At 43.1% G+C, this 25,847-nt stretch carries 23 protein-coding genes and 2 pseudogenes; 6 read left to right on the top strand and 19 right to left on the bottom strand.

What is annotated here, in order from left to right; translation table 11 throughout:
• The first annotated feature begins 227 nt into the window (after positions 1-227).
• Together ACTXGH_RS07340 and narL are read left to right on the top strand one after the other, a co-directional pair.
• Complete coding sequence (locus ACTXGH_RS07340; RefSeq protein ID WP_439296771.1) at positions 228-2,276, top strand: histidine kinase; 2,049 nt, start codon at positions 228-230, stop codon at positions 2,274-2,276.
• Positions 2,277-2,330: 54 nt separating this feature from the next.
• On the top strand, positions 2,331-2,990 hold the full coding sequence (gene narL / locus ACTXGH_RS07335) for a two-component system response regulator NarL (protein ID WP_439296772.1): 660 nt from the start codon (positions 2,331-2,333) through the stop codon (positions 2,988-2,990).
• A 71-nt stretch (positions 2,991-3,061) separates the two neighbouring features.
• Here narL and ACTXGH_RS07330 read toward each other — a convergent pair whose 3' ends face one another.
• Positions 3,062-4,543 carry an MFS transporter gene (locus tag ACTXGH_RS07330; RefSeq protein ID WP_439296773.1) on the bottom strand — a complete coding sequence of 494 codons (1,482 nt, stop codon included), beginning with the start codon at positions 4,541-4,543 and terminating at the stop codon, positions 3,062-3,064.
• A gap of 228 nt (positions 4,544-4,771) precedes the next feature.
• Here ACTXGH_RS07330 and ACTXGH_RS07325 point away from each other — a divergent pair, with 228 nt between their 5' ends.
• Positions 4,772-5,152 (top strand): DUF1971 domain-containing protein, encoded by a 381-nt coding sequence (locus ACTXGH_RS07325; RefSeq protein WP_439296774.1) that lies wholly within the window; start codon positions 4,772-4,774, stop codon positions 5,150-5,152.
• Between the two features lie 210 nt (positions 5,153-5,362).
• Here the strand turns inward: ACTXGH_RS07325 and ACTXGH_RS07320 are convergent, their stop codons facing one another.
• The 8 genes from ACTXGH_RS07320 to ACTXGH_RS07285 all read right to left on the bottom strand — a co-directional run bounded on the left by ACTXGH_RS07320 (position 5,363) and on the right by ACTXGH_RS07285 (position 12,943).
• The gene (locus ACTXGH_RS07320) at positions 5,363-6,022 is read right to left on the bottom strand and encodes a 3-oxoacid CoA-transferase subunit B (RefSeq protein WP_439296775.1); all 660 of its coding nucleotides are present in this window, start codon (positions 6,020-6,022) and stop codon (positions 5,363-5,365) included.
• Between the two features lie 5 nt (positions 6,023-6,027).
• Positions 6,028-6,693 (bottom strand): 3-oxoacid CoA-transferase subunit A, encoded by a 666-nt coding sequence (locus tag ACTXGH_RS07315; RefSeq protein WP_439296776.1) that lies wholly within the window; start codon positions 6,691-6,693, stop codon positions 6,028-6,030.
• A 155-nt stretch (positions 6,694-6,848) separates the two neighbouring features.
• Complete coding sequence (gene pobA / locus ACTXGH_RS07310) at positions 6,849-8,036, bottom strand: 4-hydroxybenzoate 3-monooxygenase (protein ID WP_439296778.1); 1,188 nt, start codon at positions 8,034-8,036, stop codon at positions 6,849-6,851.
• Positions 8,037-8,085: 49 nt separating this feature from the next.
• Entirely contained in the window at positions 8,086-8,709 is a 624-nt protein-coding gene (pcaG, locus tag ACTXGH_RS07305; protein WP_439296779.1) for a protocatechuate 3,4-dioxygenase subunit alpha, read from the bottom strand.
• Between the two features lie 3 nt (positions 8,710-8,712).
• Entirely contained in the window at positions 8,713-9,441 is a 729-nt protein-coding gene (gene pcaH, locus ACTXGH_RS07300; RefSeq protein WP_439296780.1) for a protocatechuate 3,4-dioxygenase subunit beta, read from the bottom strand.
• 61 nt (positions 9,442-9,502) lie between these two features.
• Entirely contained in the window at positions 9,503-10,675 is a 1,173-nt protein-coding gene (locus tag ACTXGH_RS07295; protein ID WP_439296781.1) for an alpha/beta fold hydrolase, read from the bottom strand.
• 2 nt (positions 10,676-10,677) lie between these two features.
• Entirely contained in the window at positions 10,678-11,886 is a 1,209-nt protein-coding gene (pcaF, locus tag ACTXGH_RS07290) for a 3-oxoadipyl-CoA thiolase (protein ID WP_439296782.1), read from the bottom strand.
• A 277-nt stretch (positions 11,887-12,163) separates the two neighbouring features.
• Positions 12,164-12,943 carry a class II aldolase/adducin family protein gene (locus ACTXGH_RS07285; protein ID WP_299220587.1) on the bottom strand — a complete coding sequence of 260 codons (780 nt, stop codon included), beginning with the start codon at positions 12,941-12,943 and terminating at the stop codon, positions 12,164-12,166.
• An 886-nt stretch (positions 12,944-13,829) separates the two neighbouring features.
• On the opposite strand from ACTXGH_RS07285, the gene ACTXGH_RS07280 reads away from it, so the two are divergent.
• Positions 13,830-14,618, top strand: a complete 789-nt coding sequence (locus ACTXGH_RS07280; RefSeq protein WP_439296783.1) for an IclR family transcriptional regulator domain-containing protein — start codon at positions 13,830-13,832, stop codon at positions 14,616-14,618.
• Positions 14,619-14,855: 237 nt separating this feature from the next.
• Entirely contained in the window at positions 14,856-15,335 is a 480-nt protein-coding gene (locus ACTXGH_RS07275) for a hemerythrin domain-containing protein (RefSeq protein WP_439296784.1), read from the top strand.
• Positions 15,336-15,394: 59 nt separating this feature from the next.
• Here the strand turns inward: ACTXGH_RS07275 and cadR are convergent, their stop codons facing one another.
• The gene (cadR, locus tag ACTXGH_RS07270) at positions 15,395-15,811 is read right to left on the bottom strand and encodes a Cd(II)/Pb(II)-responsive transcriptional regulator (RefSeq protein ID WP_299188752.1); all 417 of its coding nucleotides are present in this window, start codon (positions 15,809-15,811) and stop codon (positions 15,395-15,397) included.
• Positions 15,812-15,978: 167 nt separating this feature from the next.
• Between cadR and ACTXGH_RS07265 the strand changes: the two genes are divergently transcribed.
• Positions 15,979-18,147: a heavy metal translocating P-type ATPase gene (locus tag ACTXGH_RS07265; RefSeq protein WP_439296785.1), complete on the top strand. Its 2,169-nt coding sequence runs from the start codon at positions 15,979-15,981 to the stop codon at positions 18,145-18,147.
• A gap of 242 nt (positions 18,148-18,389) precedes the next feature.
• On the opposite strand, the gene ACTXGH_RS07260 is transcribed toward ACTXGH_RS07265, so the two are convergent.
• The 9 genes and pseudogenes from ACTXGH_RS07260 to ACTXGH_RS07220 all read right to left on the bottom strand — a co-directional run bounded on the left by ACTXGH_RS07260 (position 18,390) and on the right by ACTXGH_RS07220 (position 25,825).
• Positions 18,390-18,563: a hypothetical protein gene (locus ACTXGH_RS07260; RefSeq protein WP_439296786.1), complete on the bottom strand. Its 174-nt coding sequence runs from the start codon at positions 18,561-18,563 to the stop codon at positions 18,390-18,392.
• Positions 18,564-18,574: 11 nt separating this feature from the next.
• Complete coding sequence (locus tag ACTXGH_RS07255; protein ID WP_439296787.1) at positions 18,575-19,039, bottom strand: hypothetical protein; 465 nt, start codon at positions 19,037-19,039, stop codon at positions 18,575-18,577.
• An 11-nt stretch (positions 19,040-19,050) separates the two neighbouring features.
• Positions 19,051-19,164: pseudogene (gene sdhB, locus ACTXGH_RS07250) on the bottom strand (succinate dehydrogenase iron-sulfur subunit); the annotation flags it as partial.
• A gap of 321 nt (positions 19,165-19,485) precedes the next feature.
• A complete protein-coding gene (locus ACTXGH_RS07245) occupies positions 19,486-20,625 on the bottom strand; it encodes a M14 family metallopeptidase (RefSeq protein ID WP_439296788.1) in 1,140 nt (379 codons plus the stop codon).
• A 192-nt stretch (positions 20,626-20,817) separates the two neighbouring features.
• A complete protein-coding gene (locus ACTXGH_RS07240) occupies positions 20,818-20,958 on the bottom strand; it encodes a hypothetical protein (protein ID WP_439296789.1) in 141 nt (46 codons plus the stop codon).
• A gap of 175 nt (positions 20,959-21,133) precedes the next feature.
• Positions 21,134-21,283, bottom strand: a pseudogene (locus tag ACTXGH_RS07235) (phosphoenolpyruvate carboxylase); the annotation flags it as partial.
• A gap of 32 nt (positions 21,284-21,315) precedes the next feature.
• On the bottom strand, positions 21,316-22,383 hold the full coding sequence (locus ACTXGH_RS07230; protein WP_439296790.1) for a maleylacetate reductase: 1,068 nt from the start codon (positions 22,381-22,383) through the stop codon (positions 21,316-21,318).
• Positions 22,384-22,533: 150 nt separating this feature from the next.
• Entirely contained in the window at positions 22,534-23,646 is a 1,113-nt protein-coding gene (locus ACTXGH_RS07225; RefSeq protein ID WP_439296791.1) for a CaiB/BaiF CoA transferase family protein, read from the bottom strand.
• Positions 23,639-25,825 (bottom strand): 3-hydroxyacyl-CoA dehydrogenase NAD-binding domain-containing protein, encoded by a 2,187-nt coding sequence (locus ACTXGH_RS07220; protein ID WP_439296792.1) that lies wholly within the window; start codon positions 25,823-25,825, stop codon positions 23,639-23,641. Before ACTXGH_RS07220 ends, ACTXGH_RS07225 begins: the two co-directional genes overlap by 8 nt.
• Positions 25,826-25,847: the final 22 nt, after the last annotated feature.

Raw genomic sequence — 25,847 nt, 5'->3', positions numbered from 1 at the left:
TTAACAAAAAGTCATAACTCAGCTTACTGAGTTGCCTTTTTGATTGGTATTCACATATAGAGGTAGACTATTATCTAAAGGAGTTAATTGACGTACGCCAAATTGGCTACTGCTTTAGAGGTATAGCGAGTAATGGGAAATAAGTGATAAGGTACGATGGCAGTTTTTTAGCGTTTAAAAAGTACGATGTGAAAACAGATTAGTTATAAGGAATACATTTTTCCATTATGAAAAATTACTTAGGACGTTCTTTGCCTGCCCAAGCGTTAGCATCTGTGTTTGCTATTGCTATACTTTGCTTTATATCTGCTGTAGGCAGCGGCGTGTTGGCTTGGGTGTCTCAAGCAGATGGCCAAGCCATCAATACGGCAGGCTCGATACGTATGGCGACTTATCGTATCAAGTTTCAAATAGCGACTGACTTTGATAGGCTCTACTCCGCTGATTTGGATAGCAACCCCAAAACCAATCCGGCACAGACGGACTCTGCCAGTTACTCTGATGCGTCCGCTTTTTTGATTACTGACATGGAGAACCGGCTAGCCAGCCTAAGACAATATCAACGTCACTATGGTAATGAACATGACAGTATTAATGATCAATTAGCAAAGATCGAAACACAGTGGTTCAATGGTCTAAAACCTGCTTTACTGTCTCGTGATAAAGCCTCTTTATATAGTGCATCAGACTCCTACGTCAAAGACGCAGATGGATTGGTTGATGCATTACAGTATCGCAACGAGCAAAGACAGATGTGGCAGCAGTTGTTACAGATCGCCTCTTTGGTATTAACGCTTATCATCATGCTTGTTGGTTTTGCTAAGTTACAGCAAAACGTTTTATTACCCGTGCAGCGCTTAATCACAGCCAATAGCCAATTTCGACAAGGCAAGCGCGATACTAGAGTGTCCATCTCAGGCTATAAAGAATTCAAAAAACTGGGCGATTCTTTTAATGATATGGCGCGCACGATTGAAACCTCTCAGCAATCATTAGAAAATGAAGTACAAATAAAAACGCGGCATCTGATTAAAGCCAATCAAGCCTTATCGTTGTTTTATGATTTCTCTAAACAGCTCACCATTAGCCCCGTCAGCTTACATAAGCTGGACAGTCTGATTACCGATTTTGGTCATATTTTTTCGCATTTAGACATCACTTTATGTATACAAAGCAATATATTGAGTAATAAAGACAGCATCGCCTTGCACGATGACAGAATGAAAGAGTTATGCACCAAGCTTACTTGCGACAACTGCATTATTAAAGACAATAGCCATACCCAAACTTTCCCGATTGTTCACCAAGATGTCGAGTTTGGTGAACTAAACGTTCGGCCCAAATCCGTCTTATTATCAAATGACGCCTTCTTGACAGATAATGCCAATACCAACGCCAATGTCGATCTCAATGCCAACGCTAATACCAACCAAGAGTCCTCGTCATCGCGTATCAATATGGTAGATATAGATAGCACGTATTTGGATGCTAGAAGTCATGAGCTGATTGTCGCGCTCACCAACCTTGTCAGTACCGCCCTATCTTTACGTAAGCAAAAACAACAAGAGCATCAGCTGATCTTACTTGAAGAGAGGTCAACTATTGCAAGAGAGCTACACGACTCTCTAGCCCAGTCGTTATCTTATTTGAAGATACAAGTGAGTGTGCTTGAGAAACATCTAAAAAAATACTCAGATAAAAACTATCAGCACCCTTTTGATGAGCAAAATCAAGCCAGCGTCTGGCAGCATATCTCTCAAATTAAAACGGGGCTTAATTCAGCTTATCAAGAGCTGCGAGACTTGCTGACTACTTTTCGACTCTCTATTGATAGTGCTAATTTTGATGAAGCCTTATATGAAGCCGCTGATGAGTTCGCTGTAAAAGGCGACTTTGCGGTGAAAGTAAACAATCAAATCATGTCACTAAATTTGAGCGCTGCCGAGCAGGTACATCTGATACAAATTATCAGAGAGGCGCTATCCAACGTTAGCCGTCATGCGCAAGCCAAAAACGTCACTATAGATTTGGGTTATGATGATGAGAGCAATTATATCGCCCTAGCAGTGATAGACGATGGCATCGGTATGTCAGGTACGGTCAATCAAACGCAGCATCATGGTCTCATGATTATGAAAGAGCGGGCTTATAAGCTTGGCGGCGACCTGATTGTCACTGCCAATGAACCAACAGGCGTCAGTGTTATTGTTAGGTTTGTACCCCATTTTTTCACCGACTATATGACGGAAACCACTGATTTTAACGAGTCTTTTTAACTGACAATTAATTAATTAGACTACCTTGTAACACTTTTAATTTGTGAGCACCTTATGAGTCTGAATGTCTATACCCCAACCTCTCCTGCCAAACTGCTATTAGTCGATGATCATCCAATGCTGCGCCGAGGCATCGCTGAGCTATTAAGCCTTGAAGATGATGTAGAGGTGGTTAGTGAAGCCAGTAATGGGCAAGAAGCATTAGATTTTTTGGTCAGTAATAGGGTTGATTTGGTCATATTGGATCATAAAATGCCGATACTGACAGGTATTGAGACCTTAAGGGAGATCAAGTCTCGCGGCATCGAGGCCAAGACCTTATTGTTTACGGTTTCTGATGCTGGTGAAGATGTGCAAGAAGCTTTGGAGCTGGGAGTAGATGGCTACTTGTTAAAGGATATGGAGCCTGAGCTGATTATTGTTAATATCAGAAAGGTGCTGCGAGGCGAGCTAGTTATTAGCCCCAACCTAGCCGCAATATTGGCGCAAACCTTACGTAAGCCCACCATTGATGATATTGCTGGCAATTTGACCGCAAGAGAGTTGCAAGTGATTCAAATGATCGCTGAAGGTCTTAGTAATAAAATGATCGCCAATAAACTAGATATCGCTGAATCAACTGTGAAGGTGCATGTCAAGCATATCCTTAACAAAACCGGTCTACGCAGCCGAGTAGAAGCGGCAGTATGGGCCGTCAACAACTTAACAAAATAGATTTTAATCAAACAGATAACTCAAAAACCAGCCGATGGTACATCAGCTGGTTTTTTGATAAAAAGATGATTTTAGCCGTTAGCTTCAGCTGCAATCTGACGATCCACCGATGACATTTGATACTCATCACCAAAGGCGTCTTTAGGTTCTTTTAGCCAAAAGAAGCAGAGCACCCAAGCAATAAAGGCGCCAACTGCGATGATAAAGAAAAACTGGCTAGGTTCCACTAGAGTGAATACAAACAAATAAAATACCGCGCCCACATTACCATAAGCACCTGCCAAACCTGATATCTGACCGGTCAGGCGGCGCTTGATAGAAGGAATCACCCCAAAGGTTGCCCCTTCTGCGCCTTGTACAAATACGGAGCATAAAATAGTAAAAACTACCGCAATAAACAACGGCCACTGAGCATTGAGTAGTCCCATCAACCCAAAGCCAATGCCTATTCCAAACATATAAATCAGCATCACTAGCCGGCGGTTACCGACTTTATCAGAGATGTAGCCGCCAAGCGGCCGCGCCCATAAGTTCACAAAAGCAAAGGTTGAGGCAACCAAACCTGCAACCGTCGGATCAAGTGTCCAAGTCGCCGCAAAGAACATCGGTAGCATAGACACTACCGCAAGCTCAGCCCCAAAGTTGGCAAAGTAGGTCACGTTAAGCGCCGCAACAGAAGTAAATGGGTATTTGTCGTCTTCAGGAATACCGGCTTTAATCATAGGCGCATTGACGCTAATGGCTTTATATATCTGATAAACCACCATCAGCGCAACAACGCCGTAGAGTATCCAAGCATTTGTATCACTTAAAAAGCCCATATTTTGCGTACGATATACCAGGAGTGATAACACGCCATATAAAGGGATAATAAACAAACAATAAAGCAGCAAATCTGCCCAAGTAGAGACTTCTAATGCACCCGCCTTACGTGATTTTTGATGGGTATCAACGCTTGGACCATCAGTAATCAAAAACCAATACGCTACCCCGTATATTGCCATCAGCAGGCCTGATAAAGCGATCGCCCAGCGCCATCCATCATCGCCGCCAAAAAACTGTAGTGCCACCGTTGGAATAGTAATCGCGGCCGCCGCTGAACCAAAGTTGCCCCAACCGGCATAGAACCCTTCGGCAAAACCAATGTCTTTGGGCTTAAACCAAAGCGCAGTCATATGAATACCAACGACGAAACCTGCACCGACGATCGACATAAATAGTCGCGCTACAAACAATTGCATGGCTGAGGTACCAAAGGCAAAGAACCAAGTCGGTATCGCCATTACGACCATGAGTATTGAAAATACCCGCCGAGGACCAAAACGGTCTAGTGCCATACCGACAATGACGCGACCAGGAATAGTCAAGGCCACGTTGGCAATTAAAAATAGCTTGATATGATCAGGGGTCAAGTAGCTCTCAGTCGCTAGCATAGAAGTGGCTAGCGGAGCCATATTAAACCAAACATAAAAGGTTAGAAAAAAAGCAATCCACGTATAATGCAGCGCCCTTATTTCACGGCGTTCCATCTCAAGCAGCTCTTTTGCATGCATAACTTATATCCTCCGCCATAAAACTCGATAGTTTTAAATAATTGTGATGGAGATAAGTTAGCAATAAAAAGCGAGCATACCTATTGAGCAAAAGCAGTATGTTTTATGCGTTTAAGACTACGACTAGTACTACTAAAGGAGGACTTTATTAATTCATCTTTAAGCTATAATGAGGTAAATGATAATTATTCAATATGTAAAATACTGATAACTTATTAAGGAGTCACTATGAATCAGCAAGTCATTCCAAGCCACTGGAAAATAAAGCGCTCTACGCATTTCTTTACCAAAGATAAAGTGCCTAAAGCACTGCTCACGCATCACAATACCGCTGAGGGTGTATATGGTCAGATTTGTGTGATGCAAGGTGTGGTAACTTTTTATGGCTTCGCTAACGAGACCGCCACTGAGCCCGAGCAGACCATTATTATTCGCGCAGGAGAGTTTGCCGTTAGCCCGCCGCAGTATTGGCACCGGGTTGAGCTAAGCGATGATGCGCAGTTCAATATTAACTTTTGGACAGAGGGCGACACTAAGGGCAAATCTCTATTCAACAGCTCCACTATTCATAGCAAACCAATTGAAAAGCTGTTTGATAAGCCCGATTAACCAAAGCCGCAAAATAAAACCGTGGGAGACAAGTCACACTAACAAGCGTTTTTCATGATACAGACATGAAAAACGCTATTGCGTCAGCAAAACTATTTATATCTCAAGATGTCCCTACTCGTACTACGCTTTGAGCCTTCAGCTTATTGTAGTATTTTCTTTCTTATTAAATTGTTTGTATCATAGAATCCTGTCTTGACAGGTAGTTATTTAGATTGATTGAGTGTTATCAATTAGCTTGGCACCTGTCTTGGCTTGCAGCTCAGTAAAAGTTAAGCCATCAACCATTTTACGGACTTTCAAGCCTTGATCAGTCACATCAATTACTGCTAAATCTGTATAAATTCGATTAACGCACTTTTTACCGGTAATAGGCAGTTTGAGTTTTTCAACAATTTTGGGCGCGCCATTTCTGTTGACATGATCCATCATCACATACACTTTTTTAGCGCCTACCGCTAAATCCATCGCCCCACCAACTGCAGGAATATCTTTAGGGCGACCTAAAAACCAGTTAGCAATATCACCATTTTCAGCCACTTCAAAGGCCCCTAGGACGCATAAATCGATGTGCCCTCCTCGAATCATGGTAAAAGAATCGCCATGATGAAAATAACTGCCGCCTTTTAATAAAGTAATATATTGCTTGCCAGCATTGATTAAGTCACCATCCTCCTCTCCTGCAGTTGGCTCAGGACCCATACCCAACACCCCATTTTCACTGTGCAAAAAGATGTCTTTATCGTCCGGCAAAAAATCTGCAACCTTGGTGGGTTGACCAATACCCAAATTGACGTACATCCCTTCTTGAATATCTTGGGCGACGTACCTTGCGATCTCATCGACCGACCATGGTGTATAATTACTCATTATGTTTATGCTCCCACATGCACGACTTCATGGACGAAAATACCAGGGGTAACAATATGTTCAGGATCTAAAACCCCCAAATCTACCACTTCGCTGACTTGGGCAACCGTATGCTTAGAGGCTGCAGCCATAATAGGGCCAAAGTTGCGGGCCGCTTTGCGATAAGTTAAGTTGCCCCAACGATCTCCTTGAAAGGCCTTAATCAGAGCGAAATCCGCTTTGATAGGATACTCTAATACATAGTCGATGCCATCGATGGTACGAGTCTCTTTACCCTCAGCGAGTAGTGTGCCATAGGCGGTTGGCGTATAAATAGCCCCAAGCCCACTACCTCCTGCTTGCATGCGAGCCGCTAGTGTCCCTTGTGGCACAACCTCAAGCTTAATTTTGCCTGCACGGTATAAGTCATCAAAAATATAAGAATCGTGCTGGCGCGGAAATGAGCAAATAATCTTCCGTACACAGCCTGATTTTAATAATAAAGCCAGTCCTGTTTCACCATTGCCAGCATTATTACTAACGATCGTGAGATCTTTAGCATTGCGCTCAATTAATGCATCGATTAATTCTGCCGGTTGTCCTGCCAAGCCAAAACCACCTATCAAGATAGTGGCGCCATCCGTTATATTGCTCATAGCTTGAGCCGCAGATTCTGTCACCTTATTTAACATTGAGTCATCCTATAAAAAAGTGCTTATACCTGCAAATATGTCTGTCTAACGTTATGAGCTGTCTTAATGTACAGCCCGTTATATGGTAAACAAATCAGCAGGTTGTCATTGTTGTTTTTAAGGTAGGTCGGTGCTAAACCTTAGCCCTTAAGCCCTTACTCTAATTTCTCTAGGGGCAATCCAACATAGTTTTCAGCGATATTACTCTTACCCGCTTCTGAATTAATAAAATAGTCAAACTCAGCTTGCTGTACGCGAAAATCAAAGCGGCTAGAGCTTGGGAAACGATGCAATAGCATGGTCATCCACCAAGAAAAGCGTACTGACTTCCATACTCGGGCTAGACACACCTCTTGGTAACGTGGAATTAAATCTGTACGGCCTTCTTGGTATATTTTGACAAATAAGCGGTAAGCCGTTTCTACATCGCTGGCCGCTAAGTTAAGACCTTTAGCGCCGGTGGGCGGCACGATATGTGCTGAGTCGCCCAATAAAAACAACTTGCCGTATTGCATGGTTTCACACACATAAGAGCGTAGCGGAGCAATACTCATCTCCAAGGCTGGCCCTGTCACTAAACGCTCGGCCATCTCTTTTGGAATACGGCGCTTTAACTCTTCCCAAAATTTCTCTTCACTCCAGTCCTCAATCGTGTCTGTGTTGGGAACTTGAAGATAATAACGACTGCGGGTGGCAGAGCGCATTGAGCATAAGGCAAACCCGCGCTCATGAGCACAGTAAACCAGCTCATCGTTGACAGGCGGTGTATCACTCATTAAGCCCAACCACCCAAAGGGATAGACTTTCTCATACTCTTCTAGCTCAGTTTTTGGGATAGACTTTCTAGACACTCCATGAAAACCGTCACAACCAGCAACATAATCACAGTCTAGACGCAGGGTTTCGCCCTTATGCTCATAAGTTACGTACGGATTGTCTGATTCAATATCATGCAACTGCACGTTAGCAGCTTCATAAATAGTGACGCCCCCAGCCTTTTTACGCTCTGCCATCAAATCGCGTGTGACTTCGGTTTGACCATAAACGATGACCTGTTTACCACCGCTATATGTTTCTAGGTCTAGGTGATAATGCTCTCCTTGGAAACTAAAGTCCGTTCCAGTATGAATTAAGCCATCTGCATCCATACGAGCGCCAGCACCAGATTCGCGGATCAAATCTACAGTACCTTGTTCTAAGACGCCTGCACGAATACGACTTAGTACGTATTCTCCTGACTTTCGTTCTAAAACAACATTATCAATCCCAGCTTTCGTCAATAACTGACCAAGTAATAACCCAGATGGACCTGCTCCGATAATAGCTACTTTTGTTTTAGTCATGAAATCCCTCTCATTGTCTAATTAGATATGGTTCTTTGAAATACCCAACTTAAAAATCAAAGAACACGGTTTCGTTGTCACCTTGCAAGTAGATATCAAAACGATAGCGCGGCTGAGTATTACCCGCTTCTTTTACCGCTATTAGTGTATTGCGACGCGCTAATGAAGGTACCGCGTTTAAGATTGGACAGTTATCATTATGCGCCTGCTCATCTTCAAAATAAGCTCTGGTTTGTAGATGCAAATTGATACCTCGTGCAAACACGGCGATATTGACATGCGGGGCCATCAGCTTACCATTAAAGTCTACTGGTCCAGGCTTGATAGTATTGAAATGAAAGTCTCCATCTATGGCGCAAGCGCTGCGTCCAAAGCCACTAAAGGGTTTTTTATTGTCAAAACTAGCGATATAATTGCCATGGCTATCGGCTTGCCACATCTCAATCAAAGCATCATGCACCAGCTCACCATTGCCATCATAGACTCGGCCGACCAATTCAATATGCTCACCCTCAGCCCCTTCTTTGGCTAAGTCTTCCCAGATTTCATCTTCTCGCGATGCAAACCCGGCGATCTCTAAGGCCAAACCGATATGCACAAAAGGACCCGATGTTTGTGAGGCGGTTTCGCGCAATATACCTGTGTCATCTTGTAGTTTATATTGACTGTACATTTGTTACTCCTCAAAGTAGGTTTGCAAGGCACCACGAACGACAACGTCAAAACGATAGGCCAAGCAATCCATAGGCTTACTCATCGCCATATCTAAACGCGCAATCATAGTTTCCACTGCTTCTGGGTCTTTTAATACTTGAACAATAGGACACAAAGGGATTAATGGATCACCTTCAAAATACATTTGTGTGATCAACCGTGTTGAGATCGACGGCCCCATAACTGAGACGTGAATATGGGCAGGGCGCCAAGTATTGATGCCATTTGGCCATGGATAAGGCCCTGGACGTACCGTGCGAAAACGGTAGCGGCCATCAGCATCAGTCATACAACGACCTACCCCGCCAAAGTTTGGATCAAGCGGTGCTAGGTAGTTATCTTTTTTATGGCGGTAGCGACCTCCAGAATTGGCTTGCCACATCTCAACTAGTGTATTGGCAACTGGCTTACCAAATTGATCGATAACACGGCCATGCATAATGATACGCTCACCGATGGGCAAGCCAGCTTGTGTCCCCTCTGTACGAAAATTCATGAGCAAATCATTGTCGTATTGACCAATTTCTAAACCGTCAAATACTGGCCCACTGCGCTCAGATGGACTGGCATTTTGAATGCTAACCAAGGCTTGTTTTGGCGAACGTGTGATGGAAGTTTTATAACCTGGAGTATATTGCGCCGGTTGCCATGCTCGATCACGCGCCAGAAAATAAGGATACTTTTGACTCATTTTGATTTTCTCCACTCTTATCTATAAAATTTTATAAGCAATAGTATTGACGGCTATGACTTTACAAAATGGTCGTGCCCCAACCATTGTCTTTTGCCAAAGCAAAGGCATGGTTGGCCGCAGGGACGCCAGCATAAATTGAGACATGCATCAATACTTGCCTTAATTGAGCCTCATCGATACCTAAACGCTTAGCGGTACGTAAATGCAACCCCAGCTCTCCATCGCGGCCAAGCGCCGCTAATATTGCAGTCGTAATCATACTGCGCTGTTGTATCGTTAAAGATGGATCGCCCCAAAGCTCACCCCAAGCGTTACGCGTGATAAATTGCTGAAACGGGCTGTCTAACGTCGTTGCGTTTTTAGAGGCTCTCTCAACATGAGCTTCTCCTAAAATGCGCTTACGCTGCATCAGTCCTTGCTCGTAGCTGACACCAGTCTGCCCGACATTCTCTCGCCCAGCCTTAGCTTGTATATGCTCAACCAATAAATCGGATGCTTCAATAGATGGCACATGACCGACCCCTGAAAATACACTTAAGCTTGCAGCAGTAAATTCAGTTTGCAGTGTTTCTAACGCTTCGATAGGCGTAGAGACGTCGTCACCGCCAGCTATCAACGCCACACTATCTGTATAGCCGCTCAACTTACCGCGATTATCAACTTCTGCTAGAACCTCGCAAAGCTTGACGTAGCTCTCAGCATCGCTACGTGACAGTTGCACTTGCCAGCCTTGTATCACCGCCGGATTTTGCTGGGTATAACTGGGTGAAAACCACCGCGGCACAATCGTCTCTGCCATGGCAGTCAAACCCAAACGACGCACATTTTCAGCGCGCTCAGACCAGCCCGCTTTAGTGCCGATGACAGCCCCCGTATTGGTAAGCCACACTTGTTCTAATCGCTGCGGTGCAAGCTGGCATAAGCTTTGTCCAATGACCCCGCCAATTGAAGTCCCAATAAAATCAAAACTGGCCACCTCTAGGGTATCCGCTAAAGCCAACACATCATAAGCAAGCAACTCTGCCGATAAGGTTTCTGCTGCGACACCACTGCTGCCATGACCTGGTAAATCCCAACGAATACACCGGTAATGACCATGCAATTGATCACATACTGTATCCCAAACATCACGGCTCATTCCCAAAGGATGCGCCATAAATAACGCAGGCAGATAGGTCTCACCACTGTCTTGATAAGCCATAAGGTGAGCGTCGGTCGCTAAAAAGGTCATCGTTATGCTCCTACTCGTGAAATGACTAGGGCAATACCCTGCCCGACGCCAATGCACATCGTGCAAAGCGCTTTATCTTTATTGGTATGTTGTAATTCATGGATAGCTGAGATTAGAATACGAGCGCCTGATGCGCCTAGTGGATGACCTAAAGCAATAGCGCCACCTCTAGGATTAATACGCTCATCACGATCTCCTAATCCCAACTCACGAGAGCAAGCGAGGGCTTGCGCTGCGAAAGCTTCATTTAGCTCTATGACGTCGATGTCATCCAAGCTGAGGTTTAAACGTTTTAACAACTTCTGAGTGGCAGGCACAGGACCAATACCCATGATGGTTGGTAACACGCCTGCTGTAGCCATACCTTCGATTTTGGCGACTGGGGTTAAGCCATATTTTTTTACGGCAGCTTCACTAGCCACTAGCATAGCGGCTGCACCATCGTTGATGCCGGACGCATTACCAGCGGTAATCGTGCCGTTTTCATATATTGGACGTAATTTGCTTAATGCTGCTATATCAGTATTGGGTCTTGGGTGCTCATCTGTATCGACAATAAGGGCGGCTTGTTTGCGTCTTTCGATGGTGATTGGCGTAATCTCAGCGGGCAAGCGACCGTCGTTTTGTGCTTGTGCAGCTTTCTGCTGTGACCATACTGCAAAAGCATCTTGATCTTCGCGCGAAATATGATATTTGTCAGCCAGGTTCTCAGCTGTGCGTGGCATGGCCTCTGTACCATATAAGGCATCAAGCTTTTTGTTAATAAAGCGCCAGCCCATGGTGGTATCTTGCAGCTTTTGACTACGGTCATAGGCTTTTTCTGGCTTGCCCATTACGAAGGGAGCGCGCGTCATCGATTCAACGCCGCCAGCTATTGCCAACTCCATCTCACCACTAACAATCGCACGAAAAGCTGTACCGACAGCGTCCAAGCCTGAACCACATAGTCGGTTGATAGTGGTAGCGGATACCTGCTCTGTTAAGCCTGATAGTAAGCTGCTCATGCGAGCGACGTTGCGGTTGTCCTCACCGCTTTGGTTGGCACACCCCATGAACACATCGTCAATCATACTATGATCAAACTCAGGGGCATCAGCCAATACAGCCTTTATCACTTGAGCTAGCAAGTCATCAGGACGAATATCCGCTAAAGAGCCACCATAACGACCGACCGCTGAACGCTTTGGATGACATATATAGACTGCTGTCATTTTCCTCTCTCCCTAGAGATATTATCAATACCATTTAATTGCGAATAACTTTTGTTCTATATAAGAATTATTGTTCGTATTGTGAATTAACTTATACTTTTTTTAGGACTCTGTCAATATAGTTGACTACTTTTTTAATAGTAAAAAGACCTACGAATTATCGTAGGTCTTTTATTTTATAGGATATATATAGATAAGTGGGCCGATATATCGACTATTACTATATCATCCATATGTACTCATCGTTTTTTGCTATGAGATTACTACCATAGCTTTACTATCTAATCCAGTTGGGATCAATGCGATTCATCAATCGATAATAAGCAGGCCATTCAGGCAGTCTAACTTGGGCACCCGCTTGTGCATCACCGCCTTCAAACTGCTCTCTTGTCTTACTCATCGCCTCATCACTGGCTTGTAGCAACTTGCCACCAGACGCCATGGCTTTTAGTTGAACTTGGCACCCTTGAATCATTTGGTACATGCGCATAAATGCCCACGCTACATCGGGTCCTGTGGTAATAACGCCGTGGTTATTCAGCATCAGCGTGTGATTTTTTGCTCCGATTGAGCGCACCAGCCTTTCTTGTTCCGTAGCATCTAATACAATTCCTTCAAAAGGATGATAACCAATACGATCGTGGAACATATAAGCTTCTTGAAACAAAGGGATAAATCCACACTCTAAAGCACTTACTGCTTGCACATCTGTACTGTGCGTATGCATCACACAATGGATATCAGGTCGGCCTTTATGCAATGCAGTATGTATCACGTTACCTGCTTTGTTAATCGGGTACGGTGAATCATCAATTTTATTGCCCTCAAAGTCTATTTTCACTAGATTTGAGGGGGTAATTTCACTATATAGCAGTCCAAAGGCATTAATCAATAAATGCTCTGTACCAGGAATGCGGTAGGAGATATGGTTATAAACTTGGGTAGTCCACCCATAGTAATCTACCATCCTATAGCATAATGCCAGCTCTATTCTTGCTTGCCATTCAACGTCACTATAGCCTGCAGGGGTTGTTATGGTGTCAAAAATATCTTTCATGATAACTTCCTTTTATTCTAAACTTTCATCCATTACTGCTGCGCGATGCATCTCTCTTTTATAGCAATCATAATCATTAAAAGCCTGATGTCAGCAGATTTTGTTGTCCCACATAATCATTGTATTGTTATATCACTTGAGTCTACAACATGTTTGGCACTCATCCAGACTTTGGGTAAATCTATCCTCTCTTTCATAGCTGGTCTCAAACTTTTATAGGTTAGCGCTGAATTTGCAAACGTTAAATTTGCAAATAAGGTATCTTCGCCATATGGAGGCATAGCTTTACCATCGTTGATAGCAACGACGCTTTATTCGTTCTCTATCAGAATAGTTGTTCGTATAGTGAATTAAGCTAACCTGTTTTTAGCCTACTGTCAATCTAGTTATGCGCTTTATCCTGCGCCAATGACAAAACCAACCTCTTAATAGTTAATAAGGTAAGCTTGTCTCGCTTAGTTATGATTACCGTGTATTAATGCAGGGTTAAGCAACATTATCGTTGCTGTATCGATCACCTCTTGACGGGTCACTGTTTAATGACAAGATAGTGTTAATGATTGAATTGAAGGACTCAGCTTAGATGACAAACAGAACGGATAGTAAAATTATTACTAAAGTAAGTTTGTGCTCCAATCGTATCGTTATCATATAAATCTATTGATCGCTCTTACTTCGTTTGCGGTAGCATACCTTTTAGAATAAGGCTATGATGTTCTCTAACTTCTATGATAGCCAGCTCAACATCTAACATCGCTTGTACAAACTAACGATTCAAAAGTTCGTTTTTGATGTCAGTATGTACAAAAGGTTGATTGATTAATTTGGTAACGGGCGTTTAAACTTCCTGATTTTAGTCATCATTAATTGGTAATTAGTAAACATCATGTATAAAGAACAAGAAAATAAAATATCCTCTGACAGTCCAGATTTTGTTGCCTCTCTTGCAGCAGGTTTAAGCGTCTTACTAACGTTCGATGAAAGTCATTCTAGTATGACTCTAAGTGAAGTGGCCGAACGCGCCAACATAGATAGAGCAAAAGCTAGGCGCTATCTATTAACCTTACATGCCCTTGGTTATGTGCACAAAGACAAGCGCCAATTTAGCTTGACTCCCAAAACGTTGAGTATTGGAGCAAGCTACTTAGATGGTATGCATCATCACGATATTATTCAGTTTTATCTAGAGCGCGTCACTGAAATAACTGGAGAGTCTTGTTCCTTTGCGGTACTAGATAATGATGAAGTGGTTTATATTGCCCGCTCGGCTGCCAAACATCGCTTATTATCTATTGGCATATCCGTTGGTACGCGCTTGCCTGCTGCTTATACCTCAATAGGACGCGCTATTTTGGCCAATCTTCCTGACGAGCAGCGCAAAGACTATGTTAATAGTGTTGAGCTTATCTCCCATACACCCTATAGCATTACTGACCCAAAACAGCTGCTTAAAACCTTACAACAAGCAAAAAACGATCAATATGTCATAGTAGATCAAGAGTTAGATACTGGCTTAAGATCGCTCGCACTGCCTGTATATAAGTCAAATAACGAATTGATTGGTGCTATTAACGTTAGTACCAATGCTTCACGAGTCTCTCATGAGGTTTTGATAAACGAGTTTTTACCTACATTGCGTGATTGTGTTGAACAAATACAGACGTATTATGTTTAGGAGAAAACATACTATGTTTGAGATAGGCTATCTGTCGACATGGTGGGATTCTTAATATAAAAGTAACAATCTTAATCATCAATTTTATCTAAGTGATAACCGCGTATTGGTTAATAATAGACGTCATATGATAATAGTCAAGCAGGCTATAAATTGTTATATTATGAGAATGGTTATCATTCATATTATAATAGGTCGTCAACTAAACACATCGACTTCATAAACTGGAGATTACGAATGAAACGCGCCCCTCAATTACAGCCATTATCACGCCAGCATCATCTTGGTTTACATATAGGACGTCACGCTAAAGAGTGCACCGATAACCCGCAAGCGATTACTACACATTGGCAAGCACTGTCCTCTTATATTGATGATATGCAAAACCATTTTAGTATCGAGGACAATTTAATCACAAAAGCCTTGCTACCTTATCAAGCTACCCAACCTGAGGTTGGATCCGTACTCGATACAATGAGAGAACAGCATAGACTGTTGAACAATACGAAGATGGAAATTCAAGCTGCTCAAGCTTGTGAGAATACTATAGTCACTGTTAAACAAGTCAAACAACTTGGTAACTTATTATATGATCATATACGTTTTGAAGAACGTAAGCTCTTTCCTATTGCCGAAAAATATTTAACGCAGCATGAGCTTGACGCTATCTATGCAGCCAGCCCAGATAATATCAAGCACTTAGACGAAAAGCGTTAATTTAGAAAAATATAAGACGTTTTACAATTCCACCTTCATAGAGCGATTTTAATAAATGGCTAATAGGAAAGATGACAAGAATTATCAGCCAACGCATGGAGTATCCCGCATGATTCAGCTGGTGCTTCTTTGGCGCATTTTTGGCGCAAATCTAATAGATGCTGCTTTAATTGCACCAACTCTTTCATACGTGTTTCTACCGCATCGATATGCTCGTCTAATAGTATATTTACCTCTCCGCAGTTTTTATCTGGCGTATCCCAATACTGCAGCAAAACTCGCACTTCCTCCAAAGTCATATCGAGCGTACGGCAATGTAGGATAAATTGCAGACGTTCAATATGATCCTCACGATACAAACGATAATTCCCTTGACTGCGCGTAGGCTCCGGTAACAATTTTTCTTTTTCGTAATAGCGAATGGTTTCTACCGTCGCCCCTGTACGTTTGGCAAGCTCGCCAATTTTGATAGGCATTTTTCTCTCCTTAAATAGCTATAGTCATCAATAGTGATTCTAAAATTTAGACCATAAAGTAACTATAAGGTTCAGTAAGTGAAAAATCAAACAAACTGGTTAATCAAAGCCTTGACCCTAAAGCCACTATAGGGTTCATAATACCTTTAATAAGAGGATAAAATATTATGCAATATCATATTGAAGGTATGGACTGTGCCAGTTGCGTGGGCAAGATTGAAACAGCGTTGACACGTATGCCTGGTGTCTCTGATGTTCAGCTAAACTTTGCCACCCAAAAGCTCGCGCTAACCTTAGCGCCTAATGCGGCAACTAAAAACACAGATATCGAAAAAACCATCAAGCGTCTTGGATTTGGTGTGTCAGAGTTAACCGACCAACAAAATGAGGCAGGCAACAATGAGCTTCAAACAACAGTAAACGACCAGCGCTGGTGGCAAACGTTAAAGGGCAAACAGGTCATTGGTGTTGGTCTGTTGATGAGCGCAGCCTACGTCTTATCATTGGTTTTTCCTGCCTATGGCACATGGGCTTTTATTGCTGCTGTCGTTATCGGCGTCATACCATTTGCCCGCAAAGCGTTTGCATTGACGCTGACAGGCTCGCCTTTTTCAATTGAAATGCTCATGTCCGTCGCAGCCATTGGCGCCCTTATCATCGGTGAAGCTGAAGAAGCGGCTGCAGTGGTCTTTTTGTTCTCTGTTGGTGAGCTGTTAGAGAGCGTAGCGGCCGATCATGCCCGCGCTGGTATTAGAGCGTTATCGGCGCTTGTACCAAAGACTGCCATTTTATTAGACGCACAAGGTCAACAGCGTCAGGTGCCAGCAGCTTCACTACAAGTAAATGATAAAGTGCTGGTGCGTCCTGGAGATAGAGTCTCTGCTGATGGCGTCATTATTCAAGGAACGTCCAGCCTTGATGAATCGCCTGTGACTGGTGAGTCCGTTCCTGTCGCTAAGACTATAAACGATGAGGTCTTTGCTGGCTCAATTAACGTCGATGGCGTACTACACATACGCGTGGAGAAAACAGCGGCTGATAATACGATTGCACGTATCATCGAGCTTGTAGAGCAGGCGCAAGCATCTAAAGCCCCGACCGCGCGCTTTATTGAAACCTTTAGCCGCTACTATACGCCTATCGTAATGGCACTTGCTGCGCTGGTTATTGTCATTCCACCGCTATTTATGGGCGTAGAATGGATGACATGGCTATATCGTGGTCTAGCACTATTACTCATTGCCTGCCCTTGCGCGTTGGTACTCTCAACACCAGCCGCTATCGCCTCAGGTTTGGCGGTCGGTGCGCGTCACGGACTGCTTATCAAAGGCGGTAATGTCATGGAATTGATTGGTCAAGTCAGTACCGTCGCTTTTGATAAAACAGGTACGCTAACCGAAGGTAAGCCACGGGTAACCGATATTATCGGCTTTACCTCAGCGCATACGGACGCTAAAGGTCAAGACAAGTTATTGGCACTGTTTGCAAGCGTAGATTCGGCTTCTAGTCATCCACTTGCTAAAGCTATTGTAGATCATGCCAAAGACGCTCAGGTAACTATCCTTGATGCCTCCGATGCTTCTGCTACTGCGGGTAAAGCCGTACATGCTACGGTCACTGGGCGCTCTTTAAGCATTGGCTCACCAGTCTACATAGCAGAGAAAACTACGTTGCCGATGACGCAGCAAACGCAAATCGAGACCCTGCAAAATGAAGGAAAAACGGTTTCGATCTTGTTTGATGAGCAAAAAGGTGAGGCGCTTGGATTGATCGCGCTGCGTGATGAGCTGCGAGAAGATGCAAAGCAGGCTGTATCAATGCTGAGCACAATGAACGTGAGCTCTGTCATGCTCACAGGTGACAATAGCCGTACAGCAAAAGCGCTTGCCAGTCAGTTAGATATAGAATGGAAGGCTGAGCTGTTACCTGAAGACAAGCTACGTCTGCTAAGCGAGATGAAAAATAACAACCAAATAGCGATGATTGGTGACGGCATTAATGATGCACCAGCACTAGCAACAGCAGATGTCGGTATTGCTATGGGTAGTGGTACCGATGTGGCTATCGAAACGGCTGATATTGCGCTGTTGAAAAGCCGCGTGATGGACGTTGCCAATCTTATTGCACTATCGCGTGCCACGATGACCAATATTCATCAAAATGTGACGTTTGCGCTCGGACTAAAGGGCATATTTTTGATTACTACTGTGTTTGGTATTACAGGACTTTGGATTGCGGTACTGGCCGATGCTGGCGCGACGGTTCTGGTCACGCTCAATGCTTTGCGTTTACTGCGTTTTAAAGGCGCTTCATCGCTTGAAAAAAGAATAGAATAATAAATTTCTAGGTAAGTGACCTATTAGAGCTGAAGCCCGAAAATTATCGACAACATCGTTTTAAACGATTTTTGACAATCAACTTATTTAGTATTAACGGTATGACCATTTCATTGATATAAAAAATACGCTACCTGATTCCTAGTCGAATTCACCAATTAAGTTTGCCACAACAGACGTTAATAGTGTGACTGTTTATCCCAACCGTATACTCTATCTATAGAACGTAAATGATCTATTATCTACAAAGAAAGTCTATCAAGTGGGTTTCCAGTAAGATTGATACATTTTAAATGGGTTAGCTGCAAAAGACTGTCCGGCAGATCTCTAAGATTACAATGAATAAGCTCAAGCTTAGTCAGGCTGGTCAGCTGTCCAATACTATTAGGCAGCTCATCAAATTTGCAATAACTCATAAAAATCTCAGCTAGATTCTTGAGTTGCCCGATGCTGGTAGGTAGGACTTCAAACTTGGAATGATTAAAATTGAGCTTAGTTGGGTTAATAAGCTGCCCAATACTATAAGCTTAGAATGACTAATAGACAGTTTGGTTAGATTGCTAAGCTGACCTATATTCTGCGGTAAATGACTTGAAGAGATACCACTGATATTTATTTCTACTAGACTGGTAAGATTAGCGAGCTCATCGGGCATATAGCCTATTCTATAAAGGTCTCTTGAGCGCTGTTCATCACGTTCAGGCTCTAAAATATCTAGCTTTGTTATGGCTAGCAATGACTCTTTATCACGAGGGACTTCGAACTCCTTGAGCCCAAACTCATCTGCCCTCGCCCATATTTTCTTAATCCAACTGTCATCAGTATCTAACGTTTTATTGAAAATATCAGGCTGAGAAATGTCTTGATGATAGTTATTATCCCCTTGAGTCATAGCTTCGCTCCTCAACCCGCTTGATTAATTAGCATGTTACGCAAATTGCCAATGGCTTTGGTTGGATTCAAGCCTTTTGGACAATACAACACGCAGTTCATAATACCTCGGCAACGGAATAAGCTACAAGCCTTCAAGGTCAATTCAATAGCTTCTATCGCATTAGCAAAAGCATCTTGATAATCGTCTGCCGCTGAAAAACATCTCTCTATATCAGGATATAAATATAGCGGGCGCTGTAGAGCTGTTGCCCTTAGTAATAGCAACGGGATATAACATATCTAAACTCCTTTGTTGATTAAGTGCAAAAAAGCCTTCCAAGCCATATGTTTTATAGCTTGAAAGGCTTAATCAAATGGGGTGTTTGACCTGGAGGATATTTACAATTGAGCTTAGGCATCTACTATATTAGGCATCTACCCTAAGTAACTGATCTAAATCATTAACTAACGTAAATCATCCACCACTGCCAACATGGCAACTAATGAGGCTTCCCCTAATTTGTTAGAACGCTCTGGTGACCAACCTGTGTCTGCGTCCGGTAGATTATCGTTATCTTTAAAAGGCATCTCTAAAGTATTGGCAAGGCAATCAAAGCGTTCCGCCACCCAATTAGTTGCAACCGTCATGTTCGCTTTACCTGGCGCATCAATATCATAGCCCACTTCAGACTGAAAATCGGCACTGGCTAACTTTAATACCTCTGAAAATCTATCACGCAAATGTGCGAGGCGCTCGTTATAACTTGGCGTCCCTTGAGAGCCGGCAAGAAACACATAAGGCAATGCTTCATCGCCGTGCACGTCATAAAATAGATCCACGCCAGTCGCTTCCATTTTATTGATGACATGAAATACTTCAGGACTTTTCTCCAAGCTTGGATTTGACCATTCACGGTTTAAATTGGTGCCAACTGCATTAGTACGCAGATGTCCGCGTACACTCCCATCTGGGTTCATATTCGGCACAATGTAGAAGTTCGCTTTTTCTAATAACAATTTACCAGTAGCATTGTCATCATCTAACAAACTATCCAGCAAACCTTCAATCAGCCATTCGGCCATGGTCTCGCCGGGGTGCTGACGGGCCGTAATCCAAATGTTGCGTTTATTCACATCACTATTGCTATCTTTATTAGCGATTTTTATTAAGGTTAAGTCACGCTTATCAAGGGTGTCACCCAAATGCTCCAATGTCACCAACGGATGCGTTTGTACAGCTGCTAATAAATCTTGATGGCGCTCATAGCTATAAGGGGCAAAATACGCAATTTGAATGGTGTCACATTCCAATTCTGCCACGATGGTTAATTTGCCGTCTTTATAAGTGGTAGGCAGACGGAACCAATACTCCCGATCGTAGGAAGCCACCGCTTGGTAATTTTCCCACCCTTCAACGTATGACGCCTCCCCTGCATTTAGGATATTAAGAGTATATCGCTCGCCAATCTCACCTGACAGACGAAAATTAAACCACTGAAAAAATTCGCCACCAACATCTGGGCGAATCGCCAATTGAATATCTTTTTTATTCTCTACATTGATAACATCAATATTACCTGCATCGAAATTTGCAGTGATATACATAATCTATCCTTAATGAGTTCTTAAAAATCTGAAAATCAATTCTAAATTTAGAAGTATTTTATCCACCTTAAAATACAGTAAAGCCTTTTAAACTATATACTTTATAGCCTAAAAAGCTCAATCAATCACGGATTTTATCTAGGTGATAACTTTAAATTTCTAGTCTATTCTAGCATCCATCAACATCACAAATCACTCGATGAATAGCTTTGGTTTACACAGATACCGCTTTATTTTTTCATAATTAAAATACGGTATTGGGAAAATTTTGTCATAAGTCCAGTCATAAGAGAAAGTATAAGTCAGATAAAGTACAACCAATGACGCCTCCATAATCAAGGCTTGTTATAGGCTAATATGAAGATACACCACCATGACTAGATAGCACATCAGCAGACCACTTTCAAAAATAAAACATGAAGCGCCCTTATCGCTTAGTCTAAAAGTACTACGCTTAAATCTGATCACTCCCTTCTCAAAGACAATATTGAACCTGTAGTTTCATAAGATAGATATCAATAATGGCTTTTTTAATATTACGATAGACTTTAGGAATGGCATGAAATAAAACGGCGTTAAAATAATGGAGACCATTATTTATCTCGTCATAAACCAAAGGTGTACGTGTACGCACTTCACTAGATGACCATAATAAATCGTTTGCGCCGAACGACAACTCTCATGTCACTCTTAAGCAGGAGGTAGTCCTTGATACGCTTTATTTAATAAATCTTTTAATTCCTCATAGTCATAATCACGAGGATTATAATAAGGACTATCACAGACGATTTGTGCCACGTTAGCTGGACCCTCTTTGGGTAGACCAATGTCTTTTAGTGCCAACGGAATCTTTAAGGATTGATTTAAACGATAAATTTCTAAACCGACCTCTTCACGGCTACTAACACCTAAAGCCTCTGCCAATCGATCCATGGCTTCAATATCAGCGTTACGGTTGTAATGCACTGAATACGCAAGCGTAATAGCGTGTGCTTGAGCATGTGGCAGACTGTATGTGCCGTCCAAAGTATGGCAAATCTTATGATGAATGGCCATACCAACTGATCCTAGACAAACTCCAGCAAGCCAAGCACCATAGGTTGCTTTCTGGCGTGCTGAAATATCGCTCAAGTCATCTACAATCACAGGCGAAGCAGACTTTAATGCTTTGATAGAGTCAACCGCCATGAGACTGACAATTGGGTTTTTATCCTCAGCATATAGCGCTTCTATCGCATGTGCCATGGCATTCATACCTGAACAAGCCGAGATTTGCGCAGGCAAGGTTAAGTTTAGCTCTGGATCATAAATCACTACTTTGGGTAGGATGTGAATATCCTTACCTGTGGTTTTTAGATTGTTTTTAGTCATGCCATAAATAGTTGTCATCTCGCTACCTGAATAGGTAGTTGGTATAGCGACTATCGGTAAATGCGTCTTTAATGCAATGGCTTTGGCAAGTCCAATCGTAGAGCCGCCGCCCAAAGCCAGGCAACAATCAATGTCGTTTGATTGGACAAACTCTACCGCCTTGTCCGCGACTTCTACCAGAACATGCATGACAGCGTGCGGATACACGCCTGCTGAAATCTCTTGTAGTTGCTGCGATAACTTCTGACCTGCTTCTTTTTGACCCGGTGTCGTAATTACTATAACTTTACGATAACCATGCTGTATTAGAATATCTTTGGCTTCAGCTGACTTACCGTTCCCAAAATGAACGTCGAGCGGTAACGCTTGGTAATGAAAATCTTTCATAATATCATCCTGACTTGAAAAGCAAGTCTCACTGAGAATACGCTGGAATATCGTTAGCATGGAGAAATATCACCTAATTCATCTGGATTTTTTACACCAATAATTAAAACCGTTTGCTTAAAATGAAATATCAATGACGTTTAACTGAGTTTATACACTAGCAATAACCTGCCAGCTGGCAGTCGCTTGATACTTGTCTTGATGCGCAAACAAAGGATGGCTTTGAGCTTCTGCCAAATTAAGTACTGGGGTTACGCAAGCATCAACCTCTGCGAACAATTCTTCCCAATACGTCATCGTTTGACTAGCAAACTTCTCTATCATTGCTTGCTCAGCTTGTTTACTCTCAGCTGTATTTGGCATTGATCCACGCTGCCAATGAGCATCAACGTATTCAGATAAGTCTAAGGTCTCGCATAATAATCGCCAGAACTTAAACTCCAACGAGCCGACTGCCATATGGCGACCATCTTGTGTTTTGTACAACCGATAGCACGGCAGCCATCCACCCAAGAAGTCATTCTGAGGCTCTGGGCGTTGTCCATTTATATTTTTCATCATATCAGCTGTCGCTTTTGGCATGACCAGATGCTGATACAAGCTATGCGTCATACTCACGGCTATGTGTCGACCGCGACCAGTATTTTTAGCGGCAAGTACCGCTGCTAATAAGGTAATCACTGCGGTATCGCTACCACCAGCCAAATCTGCAAATTGCATATTGGGCATAGCTTGATCGCCTGAGGCTGTTTTGAGTTGATCGAGGGTGCCGCTCATTGCCATAAAGTTGATATCATGCCCCGCCTTCGCTGCCCAAGACTTACCTGTAGCATCAAGCGCCTCTGGAATACCATAGCCTGTGATAGAAACCATCACCAGTTTTGGATTAATAGCATGTAAAGTAGCGGCATCTAAACCCATTCCAACAAGGACCTCAGGGCGAAAACTATCAAGCATAACGTCTGCATCTTTGATGTGCGCTTTTATTGCTTCAATGCCTGCTTCGCTACGAAAATCCACTTTTTCGCAGTGTTTGCCATGGTTTAAAGCTTTGAATAGTTCACCAAATGCCCGTCCTGGATCGCCATTTTCTGGTTCAATTTTAATGATTTCTGCACCAAGATCGGCGAGTAAGCGCGTCGCGAACGGACCGGGAAGATTACGTGTGAGATCGACAACTTTGAGCCCGTTTAGACAGTCAGCCATCATGCTTTTTGAGATACCTGATATCGAACTGTCCGGTATTAACTCTCTATTAGTCATCTGAAAACACCTCGCCTTTTTTTGCCATTTCTATCAAAATTTGTGCAGGCTCAAAACGCGTACCAAACTTAGCGGCCAGCTCATGACTACGCTTAACGAAATTTTCTATTCCTACCGCATTGATAAACTGTAGCGTCCCCCCTTGAGGCGGGGCGAAACCCCAACCAAAGATAGAGCCTACATTACCTTCAGCGACAGAGCGTAAGACGTTTTCTTCGTAACAGCGCGCTGACTCGTTGGCTTGAATATAGAGGAGGCGATCTATCAGCTCTGCCATGTTTGGCTGCTCATCAACGGATGGAAATAGCTCAGTCAATTTTGGCCATAACTGCTTATCACCCTTGCCCTCTGTATTTTGCGAATAATCATAAAAGCCTTTGCCGACCTTTTTACCTAAGCGCTCATGATCTTTTGCAATCACTTTAAGTACCGCTTCTGCCGGATGACTGACCCACTCTTTACCCTCGCTGATTGTATCTTTTTTGGTCTGTTCTTTAATACGCAATGATAAATCAAGCGACACCTCATCTTGCAGTGCAAGCGGCGGCATCGGCATACCAGCTTTAAGACCAGCCACTTCAATTCGTCGAGGATGTACGCCCTCACCTAACATCGCAATACCTTCTGACACATACGTACCAAATACGCGCGAGGTATAAAAGCCGCGACTGTCGTTGACGACGATAGGCGTTTTGCCAATTTGTAGCACAAAATCAAAAGCTTTTGCTAAGGTTGCATCATCAGTCTGCTCGCCCATGATAATCTCAACTAAGGGCATCTTATCGACTGGTGAGAAAAAGTGCAGCCCGATGAATTGAGAAGGACGTTTACTTGTAGTGGCTAAGCTCGTAATAGGAATGGTCGACGTATTAGAAGCATAAACGACCGTTTCAGCGATGACGGCTTCTGCTTGCTCAGTACATTTGGCTTTGATATCGCGATTTTCAAATACCGCTTCGATGACCAAATCACAACTTGCAATATCATCATAGGAAATGGTGGTTTGAATTTTACTTAATAACGCTTCTTTTTTGGTATCGTTTGAGCGTCCGCGATTAATGGCTTTATCAAGTAGGTTTTCTGAATACTGTTTACCCTTATTTGCGTTTTCAATACTGGTATCTAATAGCACCACATTGATGCCCGCTTTGGCGGCAACATATGCAATCCCAGCACCCATCATCCCTGCGCCAAGTACCGCAACCTTATTTACTTTTTGACGATCAAAGCTGTTAGGACGCGATTGTCCTTTTTTAATTTGGTTTAATTGCGTCCACATAGAAGTGATTAAATTGTTAGATTCAGGCGACAGCACACAAGCGGCAAAGTAGCTCGATTCGACCTCAAGGGCAGCATCGATAGCAAGTAAGCTACCTTCAAATACGCAAGACATAATATGGGTAATGGCAGGATAATTGCCGTGAGATTTTTGGTACGCCATAGCTGGTGCAACAGATAGCATTTGCGCGTTCTTTGGGTTATTCGCATTGCCACCAGGAATGCTAAAGCCTTTTTTGTCCCACGGTTGCTGTGCGTCAGGATTGGCTTTAATCCACGCTTTAGCTTGGTGTAACATGTCGTCTTTGTCACTAGCTATCGCATCAATAAACCCAATATCTTTAGCAGCGGTAGCATTGACAATTTTACCTTGAGTCATCATCTCAAGCGACTTTTGCATGCCAAGTAGGCGCATGAGACGCTGAGTACCACCGCCGCCAGGTAGTAAGCCTAATTTCACCTCGGGCAAACCAAGTTTGGTTTTAGGTGAATCAATAGCGAGTCGGTAATGACAGCCCAACGCAACTTCTAGCCCGCCACCAAGCGCCGAACCTGTCATCGCGGCAACGACCGGTTTGCCAGATTTTTCAAGCTTACGTAGGCTTGCTTTGAGCGACTCCGCCAATTCAAACGCTTGCTCGTGAGTATGAATACTCGCGAGCTGGTCAATATCTGCGCCAACGATAAAGCTGTCTTTACCTGACGTTAAGATAAGCCCTTTAACCGTCTCATCGTTTGTGAAAGCATCGACCAATACTTTAAACGATTGATTAAAAGTATCATCAATCACATTCATCTGACGCTCGGTTTGGTTGATAGTGACTGTTACGATATTGTCATCGTCACGCTCAGCAGAAAAATCTGCCAACTTATTAATCGTTGGGGTGCAATCCATGCTCATTATTATTCCTTTTTAAATTCAA

Source organism: Psychrobacter sp. 1Y10 (assembly GCF_052259005.1).
In the GTDB taxonomy this organism is placed as follows: Bacteria; Pseudomonadota; Gammaproteobacteria; order Pseudomonadales; family Moraxellaceae; genus Psychrobacter; species Psychrobacter saeujeotis.
Note: the sequence above shows the minus strand (reverse complement) of the source record. Positions and strands in the feature narration are given on the sequence as shown.